The 14,772-nt window shown below is 66.8% G+C and carries 12 protein-coding genes and 1 pseudogene; 5 read left to right on the plus strand and 8 right to left on the minus strand.

The window, feature by feature from the left end; translation table 11 throughout:
* Positions 1 to 30: 30 nt before the first annotated feature.
* Complete coding sequence (locus tag PSPA7_RS16475; RefSeq protein WP_012076158.1) at positions 31 to 810, plus strand: TSUP family transporter; 780 nt, start codon at positions 31 to 33, stop codon at positions 808 to 810.
* On the opposite strand, the gene nudC is transcribed toward PSPA7_RS16475, so the two are convergent.
* Genes nudC through PSPA7_RS16490 form a run of 3 tightly spaced genes read right to left on the minus strand, consistent with a single transcriptional unit; the run spans position 778 to position 4,153 of the window.
* A complete protein-coding gene (gene nudC, locus PSPA7_RS16480; RefSeq protein WP_012076159.1) occupies positions 778 to 1,614 on the minus strand; it encodes an NAD(+) diphosphatase in 837 nt (278 codons plus the stop codon). The genes PSPA7_RS16475 and nudC overlap by 33 nt on opposite strands.
* A gap of 1 nt (position 1,615) precedes the next feature.
* Positions 1,616 to 3,301 carry a type IV pilus/biofilm regulator FimL gene (gene fimL / locus PSPA7_RS16485; RefSeq protein ID WP_003153564.1) on the minus strand — a complete coding sequence of 562 codons (1,686 nt, stop codon included), beginning with the start codon at positions 3,299 to 3,301 and terminating at the stop codon, positions 1,616 to 1,618.
* A gap of 39 nt (positions 3,302 to 3,340) precedes the next feature.
* Positions 3,341 to 4,153, minus strand: coding sequence for a crotonase/enoyl-CoA hydratase family protein (locus PSPA7_RS16490; protein WP_003153567.1), 813 nt, complete (start codon positions 4,151 to 4,153; stop codon positions 3,341 to 3,343).
* 223 nt (positions 4,154 to 4,376) lie between these two features.
* Here PSPA7_RS16490 and nhaB point away from each other — a divergent pair, with 223 nt between their 5' ends.
* Positions 4,377 to 5,879 (plus strand): sodium/proton antiporter NhaB, encoded by a 1,503-nt coding sequence (gene nhaB / locus PSPA7_RS16495; protein WP_012076161.1) that lies wholly within the window; start codon positions 4,377 to 4,379, stop codon positions 5,877 to 5,879.
* Here the strand turns inward: nhaB and PSPA7_RS16500 are convergent.
* Together PSPA7_RS16500 and ldcA are read right to left on the minus strand one after the other, a co-directional pair.
* Positions 5,863 to 7,218 carry an amino acid permease gene (locus PSPA7_RS16500; protein ID WP_003153569.1) on the minus strand — a complete coding sequence of 452 codons (1,356 nt, stop codon included), beginning with the start codon at positions 7,216 to 7,218 and terminating at the stop codon, positions 5,863 to 5,865. The two genes, nhaB and PSPA7_RS16500, sit on opposite strands and share 17 nt — an antisense overlap.
* 23 nt (positions 7,219 to 7,241) lie before the next feature.
* Positions 7,242 to 9,497, minus strand: a complete 2,256-nt coding sequence (gene ldcA, locus PSPA7_RS16505) for a lysine-specific pyridoxal 5'-phosphate-dependent carboxylase LdcA (RefSeq protein WP_012076162.1) — start codon at positions 9,495 to 9,497, stop codon at positions 7,242 to 7,244.
* Between the two features lie 187 nt (positions 9,498 to 9,684).
* On the opposite strand from ldcA, the pseudogene PSPA7_RS16510 reads away from it, so the two are divergent.
* Positions 9,685 to 10,070 (plus strand): annotated as a pseudogene (locus PSPA7_RS16510) (nuclear transport factor 2 family protein).
* A 27-nt stretch (positions 10,071 to 10,097) separates the two neighbouring features.
* Here the strand turns inward: PSPA7_RS16510 and dnaQ are convergent.
* From dnaQ to PSPA7_RS16525, 3 genes are all read right to left on the minus strand, one after another.
* Positions 10,098 to 10,838, minus strand: a complete 741-nt coding sequence (gene dnaQ, locus PSPA7_RS16515; RefSeq protein WP_003153573.1) for a DNA polymerase III subunit epsilon — start codon at positions 10,836 to 10,838, stop codon at positions 10,098 to 10,100.
* Positions 10,839 to 10,905: 67 nt separating this feature from the next.
* A complete protein-coding gene (gene rnhA, locus PSPA7_RS16520; protein ID WP_003153574.1) occupies positions 10,906 to 11,352 on the minus strand; it encodes a ribonuclease HI in 447 nt (148 codons plus the stop codon).
* Between the two features lie 2 nt (positions 11,353 to 11,354).
* Entirely contained in the window at positions 11,355 to 12,116 is a 762-nt protein-coding gene (locus PSPA7_RS16525) for a methyltransferase domain-containing protein (RefSeq protein ID WP_012076163.1), read from the minus strand.
* 101 nt (positions 12,117 to 12,217) lie between these two features.
* Between PSPA7_RS16525 and gloB the strand changes: the two genes are divergently transcribed.
* Together gloB and PSPA7_RS16535 are read left to right on the plus strand one after the other, a co-directional pair.
* Positions 12,218 to 12,994, plus strand: coding sequence for a hydroxyacylglutathione hydrolase (gloB, locus tag PSPA7_RS16530; RefSeq protein ID WP_012076164.1), 777 nt, complete (start codon positions 12,218 to 12,220; stop codon positions 12,992 to 12,994).
* A gap of 77 nt (positions 12,995 to 13,071) precedes the next feature.
* On the plus strand, positions 13,072 to 14,676 hold the full coding sequence (locus PSPA7_RS16535; RefSeq protein ID WP_023443067.1) for a LysM peptidoglycan-binding domain-containing protein: 1,605 nt from the start codon (positions 13,072 to 13,074) through the stop codon (positions 14,674 to 14,676).
* The last annotated feature ends 96 nt before the right edge of the window (positions 14,677 to 14,772 follow it).

Raw genomic sequence — 14,772 nt, forward strand, 5'->3', positions numbered from 1 at the left:
TTTCCCGATTGGAAGCAGGTCCGGTTTTTCATGCCCTTCGAACTCGCGATAGACCCCAGCACCCTGATCATCCTGGCCGCAGTGGCCTTTCTCGCCGGCTTCATCGACGCCATCGCCGGTGGCGGCGGCCTGCTGACCATCCCTGCCCTGCTCACCGCCGGCGTCCCGCCGCACCTGGCGCTGGGCACCAACAAGCTGAGCTCGACCTTCGGCGCCGCGACCGCCAGCTACACCTTCTACCGGCGCAAGCTGTTCCATCCCGGCAAGTGGCGCAACGGCCTGCTCGCCACCGCCATCGGTGCCGCCGTGGGGGCCTGGGCCGCCCACCTGCTGCCCGCCGAATGGCTGAACCGGATGCTCCCGGCGGTGGTGTTCGTCTGCGGGCTCTACATGCTCTTCGGCGGCACGCCGAAGGCGCCGCTGGACGCCGATGCTCCGGTCGGTCGCAAACGCCAGTGGCCGCAAGGCCTGGCCCTGGGCTTCTACGACGGGGTGGCGGGTCCGGGCACCGGTGCCTTCTGGACCGTCAGTTCGCTACTGATGTACCCCCTGGACCTGGTACGCGCCAGCGGCGTGGCGCGAAGCATGAACTTCGTCAGCAACGTCGTGGCGCTGGCGGTGTTCATCGCCTCCGGCCAGGTGGTCTGGCTGCTCGGCCTGTGCATGGGCGGGTCGCTGATGATCGGCGCCTATTTCGGCGCGCGCACCGCCATCGGTGGCGGGGCGAGGTTCATTCGCCCGGTGTTCATCCTGGTGGTGCTGGCGCTGACCGCGCGGCTAGCCTGGCAGCACTGGTTCAGCGGCGCCTGAACGGCGCGCCAGGTACAGGTCGATCAGGTGCCGGGCGATCGAGCGCTGCGCCGGTAACGGCGGCAAGGCGTCGAGGGAGAACCACTGGGCGTCCTCGATCTCGTCCTCCTGCGGGACGATCTCGCCGGAAACGTACTCGGCGTGGAAACCGAGCATCAGCGAATGCGGGAACGGCCAGTTCTGGCTGCCTATGTATTCCAGGTTGGCGACTTCCACCCCGACCTCTTCACGCACCTCGCGGACCACGCACTGCTCCACCGACTCGCCGGCCTCGACGAAACCGGCCAGGGTGCTGTAGACCCCCGGCACGAAGCGCGGCGAACGCGCCAGCAGCACTTCGTCGCCGCGGGTGACCAGCACGATCATGCTCGGCGACAGGCGCGGATACTGGTGCAGGTTGCACTGCGGGCACTGCATCACCCGCTCGTGGCCCAGCGCCTGCATGCGCGTGCCGCAGTTGCCGCAGAAGCGGTTGTGGCGCGCCCAGATGCCGATCTGGCTGGCATAGCCGAGCATGCAGAACTGGTCGAAGTCGCCGTGCAGCATGAACTGGCGCAGCGGCGTCCAGGCCATTCCCGGCAGTTCCAGCGGTTCGTCCAGCTCCAGCAGGTAGACCGGCTCACCCTGCCAATGGCCGACGCCATGCTCGGCCAGCAGCGGGAGGTCCTGGCGCTTCAGCCATTCACGGGGGAACAGCAGGCCGTTGTCGTCCTGGAGGAAACGCTGCTGGCAGTGCGCGAGCGCCCAGCCACCCGCCTGGGCGGTATCCGGCCGGCCAGCCTGCCAGCGGAACTCGCCGGCCATCTCAGGCCGCCACCGGCAGGCCGAGCGCCTTGACGCTGGCGCTGGCCAGGTCGAGCACGTCCGGCTGGCCCTGCGGGCGCAGCACGGCCCCGCCCTCGAGATAGTACTCGAGGCTGGTCAGGGCGTCGGCGAGGGTTTCCAGCATCTGTTCCGAGGGCATCTGCGCGGTCTCGATCATGCGTTGCTGGATGTAGTCGGCACAACCGCCGACCAGCAGCGCGGCGCGCTCCTGGCCGAGGAACCAGAGGCCGCCGCGGACGGCCTGCAGGCTCGCCGGGACGTTGGCCAGGTTCAGCTTGTCGCCGTTGGATTCGAGATAGGCGGTTATCGCCCGCTTGGCCAGCGCCAGGCCGGCCTTGGCCTCCTCGATCACCACGATGCGCGCCTCCGCCAGCTGATGTACCGCGAAGGCGTCGGCCTCCCCGGCCTCCAGCGGAGACGGCCGGCTGATGCGCCGCTCGCCACGCTCCAGGTTGCCGACCATGCTTTCCACGTACAGCACCGCATCGGCCAGGCGCAGAAGCGCCTGCGGCGAGTCGGCTACGCCACTGGCTGCCCAGGCGGCCACGGTGGGCAGTTGGGTCTGCAGGGCGGTGCCGGCCGAGTTCAGGCCGACCATGCCGAGGGTCTTGCTCAGCTTGCCCAACTGTGCGTGCAGGTTGCTCAGGCTGTCCGGCTGGGCCACGCCGCGCTCGATCAGGTCGAGCATGTCCTTGACCCCCGCCAGTTCCTCGCGAATCGCCGTTGACAGCGAACGCATCACCGACTGCCCCGGACCGGACAGGCGCTGCGATTCCTCTTCCAGCAGGTGGTCGGTGAACGGCAGCGGCGCCAGCCCATGCAGCTCGCGGACCTCGCGCGAACGCGGGCCCTGGCCGTCGGACAGCGCCACCAGGTAGAGCAGTTCCTTGAGCAGATGGCGCGGCGCCTCGTAGGCCGGGCCGATCAGCAACTGCTTGAGTTCCCGGTCGATGCGCGAGAACAGCTGCTTGCGCGACTTGCGCGGCAGCAACTGGCCATCGACGATCGACTCGATCGCCGCCGCGCCGATCCAGCACAGCCGCGAGCGGGCCACTCCGCCGTGCAGGCTGTCGAGGCGGGCCAGCGCACGGCCCATCAGCTTGAGGCTCGGATAGAGGTTCTGTTCGCGGATCAGCCCGAGCAGGCCGATCTGGTACATGTGCCGCAGGCGCCGGCTTTCCTCGTCCAGCTCGGCCTCGGCAGGCAGGTGGTCGATGGCGGTGCTCGGCGGCCGCGGGATATCCAGGCGAGCGCTGAAGAAGAAGCTCTCCGGCAGCGCCGGCTGCCCGGCGGCGCAACGCACCTCGTTGATCGCCGGCAACAGCAGCTCGGGGATCTCCTGGCGATTGGCCTCGACGTTCTCCAGGTAGCGGCGCAGCACGTACAGGGCATTGCCCAGGGCGGCCAACTGGCCGTCGCGCTCCTCGCTGACCCCGGTGGGGATGTCGGTCGCCAGTTGCAGGGCCTCCTGGGCCAGCAGCTCGGCACCGGCCAGTTCGATCAGGTTGAGGGTGCCGCGGATCTGTTGCAGGCATTCGACGGCATGCTGCAGCAGGCTGCCGTTCTGCCGCTCGGCAATGAACTGCTCCAGGCCCTGTTCGGCCTGCTCCATGGTGGCGAACAACTCGTCGCGCACCAGACTGAGGGACGTGGCTCCTGTGACCATCGGCCTAGTGCGCCTCCCGCGCAAGAATGTACAACGGCATCAATCAGCGAATTCCGGTTGCTGTTTGGCCATATGCGCGGCCATCGCCACCCGCAGGTCGGCGGACTGGAGCATGGCGGCGTTCCAGGTGGCGACGTACTCGAGGCCGTCGTCGACCCGGTGGTCGCGCATATAGCGAATCATTTCCTTGGTTCCACGGATGGCGATCGGCGACTTCGCGGCGATCTGCCGCGCCAGTTCGAAGACCCCATCCATCAAAGCGGCCTGGTCCGCATAGGTGCGGTTGACCAGACCGATGCTGCGCGCCTCCTCGCCGTCGACCATGCGCCCGGTATAGGCCAGCTCGCGCATCATGCCATCGCCGATGATCCGCGGCAGGCGCTGCAGGGTGCCAACGTCGGCGGCCATGCCGATGTCGATCTCCTTGATCGAGAACTGCGCATCGGCGGTCGCGTAGCGCATGTCGCAAGCCGAGACCAGGTCGATGGCGCCGCCCAGGCAATAGCCCTGGATCGCCGCGAGCACCGGCTTGCGGCATCTGTCGACAGCGTTGAACGAGGCCTGCAGTTCGAGGATCTTGCGTCGCAGGGCGTCGGCATTGCGCCCGACGTCCTTGCCCAGCTGGGCGCCGACCTGGGCCAGCAGCATCAGGTCGATCCCCGAGGAAAAGTGCTTGCCCGCCCCGGACAGCACGACCACCCGCACCTCGTCGGTGTCGTCGGCCCAGCGGAAGATCTCGATGATCTCGCGCCAGAAGTCCTGGTTCATGGCATTGATCTTGTCCGGACGATTGATCTGGACGTGGGCGATCCTGTCTGCCAGCTCCACACGGAATGCGTTGTACTCGGTCACGGCGATAGTCCTCGGCAGAGCAACTGCGCTGTCAGAACGCAGAGATTTTTGTTGTGCGGAAAATCCCGCAACTATAACAAGGGCGAGCCAAATGTCGATGCCGCACTGTGTGATGCAGGGCACGCCCATTGATACCGCAATCTCTTCGATGGATGCGCTAAACGCTTGATCTAACGAAAGTCCTGCTGGCATTTTCAGCGTTTTCCCCGCCGTGGAGACCATCGTGAGCAGCCCTTTGAGCCAGGCTTTCGCACAGAACTTCCTCGGGCATTCGCCACGCTGGTACAAGCTGACGATCCTTGCCTTCCTCTTGTCCAACCCGCTGCTGCTGTGGCTGGCCGGCCCGACGGTGGCCGCCTGGGTACTGGTCGGCGAATTCATCTTCACCCTCGCCATGGCGCTGAAATGCTATCCATTGCAGCCGGGCGGCCTGCTGGTCCTGGAAGCGCTGCTGCTCGGCCTGGCCAGCCCCGAAGCGCTGTATGCCGAGCTTCAGCACAATTTCCCGGTGCTCCTGCTGCTGATGTTCATGGTCGCCGGCATCTACTTCATGAAGGACCTGCTGCTCCTGCTGTTTTCCCGCCTGCTGCTGGGCGTGCGCTCGAAAACCCTGCTGTCGCTGCTGTTCTGCCTGCTCGCCGCGCTCCTCTCGGCCTTCCTCGACGCGCTCACCGTCACCGCCGTGGTGATCAGCGTGGCGGTGGCGTTCTTCGCCGTATACCACCGGGTCGCTTCGGGACAACGCGCCAGCGAGGACTACGACCCCGCCACCGACCGCCAGGTCCCCGAACTGCACCGCGCCCATCTCGAGGAGTTCCGCGCCTTCCTGCGCAGCCTGCTGATGCATGCGGCGGTCGGCACCGCGCTGGGCGGCGTCTGCACGCTGGTGGGAGAGCCGCAGAACCTGCTGATCGGCCACGAGGCCGGCTGGCATTTCGTCGAGTTTTTCCGCCAGGTCGCGCCAGTGTCGATGCCGGTGCTGGCAGCCGGCCTGCTGACCTGCGTGGCGCTGGAGAAGAGCCGTCGCTTCGGCTACGGCGCCCAGTTGCCGGCGGCGGTGCGCCAGGTGCTCGCCGAGTACGCCGCGGGCGAAAGCCGCAAGCGTGGGCCGCAGCAGAAGGCCGCGCTGCTGGTACAGGCGCTGGCAGCGCTGGTGCTGATGATCGGATTGGCACTGCATGTCGCCGAGGTCGGCCTGATCGGCCTGCTGGTGATCGTGCTGATCACCGCCTTCACCGGTATCACCGATGAACACCAGATCGGCCGCGCCTTCCAGGAAGCCCTGCCGTTCACCGCGCTGCTGGTGGCGTTCTTCGCGGTGGTCGCGGTGATCCACCAGCAGCACCTGTTCACCCCGATCATCCAGGCGGTGCTGGCGCTACCGGCGGAACGCCAGCCGGGCATGCTGTTCATCGCCAACGGACTGCTCTCGGCAATCAGCGACAACGTGTTCGTCGCCACCATCTACATCACCGAGGTGAAGCAGGCGCTGGACGCCGGGCACATGACCCGCGAGCATTTCGACACCCTGGCGGTGGCGATCAACACCGGCACCAACCTGCCCAGCGTGGCGACGCCCAACGGCCAGGCCGCGTTCCTCTTCCTGCTGACCTCGTCCATCGCCCCGCTGGTGCGCCTGTCCTACGGCCGCATGGTGTGGATGGCGCTACCCTACACCCTGGTCATGGGCGGCCTCGGCTGGTGGGCGGTCAGTCACTGGCTTTGAGCGTAGGCACCCCGTTGACCTGGTTGCGCCACTGCCGCCAGGTATACATCGGGATACCCGCCATCAGCACCAGGAAGCCCCAGAAGATCGCCTGCTGGCCGGTGCCGTAGAGCGCCCACAGCGAGTAGGCGAAGCCCAGCGAACCGATCACCAGCAACTGCCGGCGCGAGCGCGGCGAGAACTCGCCCGGGCGCACCGCCAGCAGTTGCAACAGCGCGGCGGTGCAGAACGCGTAGGGCACCACGCCGGTCATGGTGCCGAGCAGGATGATCACGTTGAACACGTCGACCAGGTCACCATGCCCGTCGACCATCACCAGCGCCGTGACCAGCAGCCCCGAGGCCAGCAGGCCGTGGGCCGGCGCGCCGTTCTTGTTGAGCTGGCCGAGCGACTCCGGGAACAGCCCGTCGCGCGCCGGCGCCACCGGGATCTGCCCCTGCAGCAGCACCCAGCCATTGAGCGCGCCGAGACAGGCGATGACCGCGCCGGCGGCCACCAGGTAATAGCCCCAGTCGCCCATCAGGATCCGTGCCGCGTCGGCGAACGGCGAGGTGGAGCGGGCCAGCACCTCGGGTGGCATCAGCCCCTGCACCGAGGTGATCGAGAGAATGTAGAGCGCCGCCGCGGCCAGGGTGCCGAACAGCGTCGCGCGTGGGATGGTGCGGCGCGGATCCTCGACGTCGTCCGCCGGCACGGTGGCCGATTCCAGGCCGATGAACGACCACAGGGTCAGCGCCGCGGTGGTGGCGATCGCCTGGGCGTAGCCCATGCTCGGCAGCTCGCTGCGCGCCGGGATCGCCAGGTACTCCGGATTGAAGTGGAACCAGCCGAGGATACCGACCAGCAGCAACGGCAGCAGCTTGAGGACGGTCAGCAGGTTCTGCACCACGCTGAAGGTACCGATGCCACGCAGGTTGATCAGGGTGCACAGCCAGATCGCACCGATGGCGACGCCGACCATCAGCAGCGGATCGGCCAACGCCGGGATGAACACTCGCAGGTAGCCGACCAGGGTCACCGCGATCGCCGCGTTGCCGATCCAGGCGGCTTTCCAGTAGGTCCAGGCGCACAGGTAGCCGGCGAAGCTGCCGAAGCCGTCGCGGGTATAGGCATAGGGGCCGCCGGCGCCAGGGTTGACCCGCGCCAGGCGGGCGAAAGTCAGCGCCAGCAGCACCGCACCGGTACTCGATACCAGCCAGCCGAACAGGCTGAGCCCGCCGAACGCAGCCAGGCTGGAGGGGAGCAGGAACACACCCGAGCCGACCATGTTGCCGATCACCAGCGCGCTGCAGGTCCAGAACCCCATGCCGCGCTTGCCGGCCTTTTCTCCTCCCGCCATCGACTCCCCTTAGCCTATCGGCTTCATTCCTTTATGCATTCAACGGTATAGCAGCGCCCGGACGGTCCGTCCTGATGCTGCAGGCCGTGCACATCGGAATCGAAGCCGGGGAAGGCGCGCTCGAAGGTCCGCGCGAACTCGAGATAGTCGAGGATCGAGCGGGTCGCCTCGGTGAAGCGCTCACCCGGCATGATCAGCGGGATGCCCGGCGGATAGGGTACCAGCATGACGGCGGCGATGCGCCCTTCCAGTTGGGCGATCGGTACCGCCTCGACCTCGCCGCGGACCAGCTTGTCGTAGGCCTCGGACGGACGCATCGCGACTTCCGGCAACACCGTGTACATGCGCTTCATGGCCTTCGCCGTGGCATTGTCGCGATAGCTGGCGTGCAGGGCGTCGCTGAGGTCGCGCAGACCCATGCCGTTGTAGCGCTTGCCGCCGGCCTGGGCCACCGAAGGCAAGACATCGACGAGCGGCAGGTTGGCGTCGTAGCAACGCTTGAACTCGAGCAGTTCGGTGACCAGGGTGCTCCACTTGCCCTTGGTGATGCCCATCGAGAACAGCACCAGGAAGGAATACAGGCCGGTCTTTTCCACCACCAGGCCACGCTCCCAGAGGAAACGGCTGACGATGGCGGCGGGAATGCCCTGCTCGCCGAGCTTGCCGCCGGCGCTCAGCCCCGGCGTGGTCAGGGTGACCTTGATCGGGTCGAGCAACACGTAGTCTTCGGCGATGTCGCCGAAGCCGTGCCAATCGGCGCTCGGCTCCAGCACCCAGTCGCCGGTGCGCACCTGGTCGGTGCCCTCCACCTGCTCCGGCTGCCAGACGCCGAACCACCAGTCGCCACGACCGAGGTTCTGTCGCGCGTTGGCCAGGGCGCGGCGGAAGCTCAGGGCCTCGTCGAAGGTTTCCTGGACCAGCGAGCGCCCGGCGGGCCCCTCCATCATCGCCGAGGCCACGTCCAGCGAGGCGATGATGCCGTACTGCGGCGAGGTGGAAATGTGCATCATGAAGGCTTCGTTGAAGCGCGCCACGTCCAGCTGGCGCGCGCCGCCGTCCTGCACGTGGATCATCGAGGCCTGGCTGAAGGCGGCGAGCATCTTGTGCGTGGAGTGGGTGGCGAACACCAGGGGGCCCGCCTCGCTGCGCGAGGTGCCCATGCCATAGCGGCCGTCGTAGAACTCGTGGAACGCCGCATAGGCGTACCAGGCCTCGTCGAAGTGCAGCACCTCGACGCTGTCGCCGAGGGTTTGCTTGATCAGCTCGGCGTTGTAGCACAGGCCGTCATAGGTGGAGTTGGTCACCACCGCCAGCTTCACCTTCGGTTCGCGGCCACGCGCCAGCGGGCTGGCGGCGATTTTCGCGGCGATCGACTCCCGGCTGAACTCGCTCAGCGGGATCGGCCCGATGATGCCCAGTTCGTTGCGCTCCGGGGTCAGGTAGAGCGGGATCGCCCCGGTCATGATGATCGAATGGAGGATCGACTTGTGGCAGTTGCGATCAACCAGCACCAGGTCCTCGCGGCCGACCATCGAGTGCCAGACGATCTTGTTCGCGGTGGAAGTGCCGTTGATCACGAAGAACGTGTGGTCCGCGCCGAAGTTGCGCGCGGCGCGGTCCTCGGCCTCGGCCAGGGGACCGGTGTGATCGAGCAGCGAGCCCAGTTCGGGGACCGAGACCGACAGGTCCGAACGCAGCGTGTTCTCCCCGAAGAACTGGTGGAACGCCTGTCCCACCGGGCTCTTCCGGTAGGCGACGCCACCGCCGTGGCCCGGCGTGTGCCAGGAGTAGTTGGACTGCGCGGTGTGCTCGACCAGCGCGCGGAAGAACGGCGGCAGCAGGCCGGCCAGGTAGTTGCGCGCCGCGCGGGCGACCTGGCGGGCGAGGAACGGCACGGTGTCCTCGAACAGATAGAGGATGCCGCGCAACTGGTGCAGGTCGGCCATCGACTCGGCAGGGGCGTTCTCGATGGTCACCTGCTCGCCAAGGGCGAAGATCGGCAGTTGCGGCGCCCGCACGCGGGCCACGCGGATCAGCTCCACCACATCCTGCAGCAGGCGCTGGTTTTCCCCGGCGCCTTCGGCGGCGACCAGGATGCAGGCCAGGCCGTGATGGGTCGAGGCGACGATGCGTCCTTCGGCGGAACTGGCGGTGGAGAGAATGCTGAAGCCGTCCTGCTCCAGCTCGTGGGCGATGCCCCGCACGCGTTCGCCGGCAACGGTGTCGGCCTTGATGTCGCGATGGACGATGAGGACGGGAAATTTGAGGTCTTTATACATTGTTGATCCCGAGCAGCAGGCGGGCGAACCCCGCCGGTGGGCTCAGGGTAGAGAGTTGCCGGCACGCGCGTAACCCCCGGCGGCTTGCGCGTATAAGAAAAGGTCGCGGCAACACAAGTCATGCTTGCGCGCCTGCCTCCCCAACTGCCGGCGAGGAGCATGGTCCCTCCCACGAAAGAAGATACCGATGCGCAACGCCTGGCAGATCGTCGGCGGCCACTATGCCGCCTCGACCTGCGGCGACCTCGCCGGGATGCCGGCGGACATGGACGAACGCACGCAATGGACGGAAACGGCCGGTTTCCCGCTGGCCGGCACCCATGTCGGCGTGGCGATCCGCGCCGGGGTGTTCCAGGCCTTGCAGCGGGATTGGGAGGGCTTCAGGGTCGAGATCGAGCGCCTGATCGCCGGCGGCGACAACGTGGTCGCCGTCGGTCGATATGCAGCGCCCACCGTCGCAGCGGCAAGTCGTTCGAGGCGCGGGTGGCGCATATATGGATGGTGAAGGACGGCAGGTTCCGCCGTTTCGAGCGGTTCCGCGACACCTCGCTGGAGGATCGGGTGACGCGCTGAATGCGGCGCCCGCGGTGCGTGGGCAGGCTATTCGCCGACCGGCGCTTCCAGTTGCGCCCAGAGCGACGGACCGCCTGCCGACTTCTCGATCACCGCCAGCCGCGCCGCATGCGCAGCCAGCTCTTCGGCGCTGGCGCGCAGCACCGGGGTGGCTACCCGCGCCGGATCGAGCCGCCGGATCGGACTGACCATCGGGCGCCCGCTGCCGTCGCCTTCCGCGCCGCTGCCGGCCAGCGACAGGCTGGTCTGGCCGCCGGTCATCGCCAGGTAGACGTCGGCGAGAATCTCGGCGTCGAGCAACGCGCCGTGCAGGTCACGACCGGAGTTGTCCACGCCGTAGCGCTTGCACAGCGCATCGAGGTTGTTGCGCTGGCCCGGATGGCGCTCGCGGGCCATCAGCAGGGTATCCAGCACCGTGCAATATTCGGTGACATCCGAGCGGTCCTGCTGGCCCAGCAGGGCGAACTCGTTGTTGATGAAGCCGATATCGAACGCCGCGTTGTGGATGATCAACTGGGCGCCACGGATGAATTCGAAGAAATCGTTGGCGACCTCACGGAAGCGCGGCTTGTCCTTCAGGTATTCGTTGGTGATGCCGTGGACGGCGATCGCCCCTTCGTCGACCTCGCGGTCGGGTTGCAGGTAGACATGGAAGTGGCGGCCGGTCAGGCGGCGGCCTTCCAGTTCGACACAGCCGATCTCGATGATCCGGTGACCATCGGTCACCGGCATGCCGGTGGTTTCGGTATCCAGTACGACGCTACGCATCTATGAGCCTTTTTTCTCTTTCGGTGCAGCCCGAGGCTGCTGGAACGCTTGTTTCTACGGTGCCCGCTCAGCGCGGCAACTCGGCGACGCCGCGGTTGGCCAACTGGTCGGCACGTTCGTTGCCGGGATCGCCGGTATGCCCGCGCACCCACTGCCACTCCACCTGGTGTCGGGCGACCTGCTCGTCCAGCGCCTGCCAGAGGTCGGCATTCTTCACCGGCTGCTTGCTGGCGGTCTTCCAGCCGCGCTTCTTCCAGTTCGGCAGCCATTCGGTGATGCCGCGCATCACGTATTCCGAGTCGGTGACCAGGCGGATCGGACAGGAACGCTTCAGCGCCGCCAGTGCCTGGATCGCCGCCATCAGTTCCATGCGGTTATTGGTGGTATCCGGCTCGCCGCCCCAGAGCTCCCGCTCGGCGCCCTTGTAGAGGAGCAGCGCGCCCCAGCCGCCGCGCCCGGGATTGCCCTTGCAGGCGCCGTCGGTGTAGATCACTACCTGTTCTTTGTCTGTCATGCCTAGATTTCGGAATCTCGCCGGCTGACTTTCGCCACCGGCATGGGCACCAGCTGACCGCGCGGTTCGCGCTTGCTCTGGCGCAACGGGCGCAATCCCACGACCAGCTTGCGTGCCACCAATAGATAGAAGCCGGCGCCCGAAGACTGCCAGGCATCGCCCCAGCGCTCCAGGCGCGCCAGGCGCGATTGCCAGGCTGCCGACGCAAGCGGCGGACGATAGCACCCGAAGCGTCGTTTCTCCAGCGCGAAGCCCAGCAGGTTGAGCCAGTCGCAGGCCCGCGACGGTGGGATGCAGCGTGCCTGGCGCAGCGCATCGCCGGCGAAATGATGCCGCACACCCCAGAGACTCCAGGGGTTGATACCGACCAGCAGCAGATGGCCGCCCGGACGAACGGTACGCGCGGCTTCGCGCAACAGGCGATGGGGCGACAGGCAGAAATCCAGGCCGTGTTGCAGCAGCACCACGTCCGCGGCATGTTCGCTGAGCGGCCAGGCGCCCTCTTCGCAGGCGATGTCCACGCCCGGCATCGGCGGCCCCAGGCGCACGCCGCGCTGGATCTGCCCGGTGCTCGGCGGCAGTTCGGCATGCGGCCCGTAGTGCACCAGGTAACCACCGAAGTAGCGGGTCAGCTCGTCGCACAGCAGGCGTCGCTCTTCGGCCAGCATCAGACTGCCCAGCGGTCCCTGGAACCAGTCGCGCGCCCGGTTGATCGAGGCCAGCCATTCGGCATCGGTCTGGGCGAAGGCTTGCGGTTCGTTCATGCGTACCTCCAGCGTCTTCCTCCTCGCGGCGACAGACATCGGCACGAAGGGAAAATAAGCAATACTATGCGCCAATGACTTCTGCTTAGCGACATCGAGCCATGATACAGATCGACGCCCTGCCCGCCTTCAACGACAACTACATCTGGCTGTTGCAAGATGCGACAAGCCGTCGCTGCGCGGTGGTCGACCCCGGCGACGCCAGGCCGGTGGAGGCCTGGCTGGCGGCCCATCCCGACTGGCGGTTGAGCGATATCCTGGTGACCCACCACCATCATGACCATGTCGGTGGCGTCGCCGCGCTGAAGGAGCTGAGCGGCGCGCGGGTCCTCGGCCCGGCCAACGAGAAGATCCCCGCGCGCGACCTGGCGCTGGAGGATGGCGAACGGGTCGAGGTGCTCGGCCTGGTCTTCGAGATCTTCCACGTGCCCGGCCATACCCTCGGCCACATCGCCTATTACCACGCGGCACAAACACCCCTGCTGTTCTGCGGCGACACCCTGTTCGCCGCCGGCTGCGGCCGCCTCTTCGAGGGAACCCCGGCGCAGATGCATCGCTCGCTGGCGCGGCTGGCGGCCCTGCCGGCCAACACCCGGGTCTACTGCACCCATGAGTACACCCTGAGCAACCTGCGCTTCGCGCTGGCGGTGGAGCCCGAGAACCAGGCGCTGCGGGAACGCTTCGAGGAGGCGACCCGGCTACGTGAACGGGATCGCATCACTCTGCCATCGGAAATCTCGCTGGAATTGTCGACCAATCCATTTCTTCGCGTTTCGGAAAATTCTGTTAAGAAAAAAGCCGACCAGCGGAGCGGCCAGCAAAACCGCACCCCGGAGGAGGTTTTTGCGGTCCTGAGGGCCTGGAAGGACCAGTTCTGAAGGCTGGCGAAATCTTGACCACCCTTGAGGTCATTTCTAGAATCGGCTGAATTTTTGCCCGGAACAGCACTCAGCCGATGCCGCCACAGACCCGTAAAACCCCCGATCTAGACGCCCTGGCTCGCGCCGTTCGGGTGTCCATCCTGCTCATCGCCGGCGCCCTCGCCGGTTGCCAGGGCAGCGGCCAGATCAAGGGGGAGGCCCAGGCCAAAGCAGCACGCCCCGGCGCCCGAGCCGTCGACGTCCAGTTCAACCCCTCCTGGCTGCACACCCAGCCCGGCCAGGACACCGCCTACAACGATATCTGGGACCGCATGCGCGACGGTTTCCAGCTCCAGGATGCGATCAGCACCAACCCGCGCATCGAACGCCAGCGTCTCTGGTTCCTCAGCAACCAGTCGTTCCTCGAACAGTCGAGCGAGCGCGGCAGCCTCTACATGCACTACGTGGTCGAGCGCCTGGAAGAACGCAACATGCCGCTCGAACTGGCGCTGCTGCCGGTCATCGAAAGCGCCTACAATCCGTTCGCCCTGTCGCGCAGCAATGCCGCCGGACTCTGGCAGTTCATTCCCGCCACCGGCCAGCATTTCAACCTGCGCCAGACCAACTTCTACGACGGCCGCCGCGACATCACCGCCTCGACCAACGCTGCCCTGACCTACCTCGAGCGCCTGCACGACATGTTCAACGGCGACTGGATGCTCGCCCTGGCGGCCTACAACGCCGGTGAAGGCACCGTCAGCCGCGCCATCGAGCGCAACGAGAAGCTGGGCCTGCCCACCGACTACTGGAACCTGCCGCTGCCGCAGGAAACCCAGGACTACGTACCCAAGCTGCTCGCCCTCTCGCAGATCGTCATGGCGCCAGACTCCTACGGCATCAGCCTGAGTCCGATCAACAACGAGCCGTACTTCCAGGCCGTGCGGGTCAAGCGCGGGATCGACCTGTCCAGCGTCGCCGCGCTCGCCGACCTCGACGAGGACGAGCTGTACCAGTTGAACCCGGCCTACAAGCGCCGCGTGACCATGGACGGCCCCCAGCAACTGTTGGTGCCGATGGAGAAAGCGGCGTTCCTGACCGCCTCGCTGGATACCCTCAAGCCGAAGGAAATCACCGCCTGGCAGCAATACCGGGTGCGTAGCGGCGACAGCCTGCACAGCATCGCCAACCGCTACCGGATCACCGTGGCGGAGCTCAAGAGCGCCAATCGCCTGTCCAGCAACCACCTGCGCAAGGGCCAGCAACTGAGCATCCCCGGTCAGATCGCCGGCGGCGCCAGCAAGCCTGTCTACCAGCAGCTCGCCCGGCAGAGCGCGCCACAGGCCCGGACCCGCTCCTACAAGGTCAAGAACGGCGACAGCCTTTGGCAGATCGCGCGCAACAACGGCGTCGACGTCAACGACCTGAAGCGCTGGAACGGCCTGGACAAGCACGCCCTGAAGGTCGGCCAGACGCTCAAGCTGCAAGGCGGCACCCAGGCCCTGGCGGCGCGCAAGGGAGGCACGTCCGGCAAGCGTGACAGCGCCACCTACTACAAGGTCAAGCGAGGCGACTCGATGTACCTGATCGCCAAGCGCTTCAATGTCGAGATGAAGCACCTGCAGCGCTGGAACCCACGCAGCAAGCAGGCGCTCAAGCCTGGCCAGACCCTGACCCTGTATCTGGACACCGCAAGCCGCTGACGGTCCGCTGCGACCAGCCCTGGAAACGCCACGCCCGCTCCCGCCGGCGTGGCGTTTTCGCAAATACCGCGGGAACGGCGAAACGACGTGTCGGAC

It is taken from the genome of Pseudomonas paraeruginosa PA7, from assembly GCF_000017205.1.
GTDB lineage: Bacteria > Pseudomonadota > Gammaproteobacteria > Pseudomonadales > Pseudomonadaceae > Pseudomonas > Pseudomonas paraeruginosa.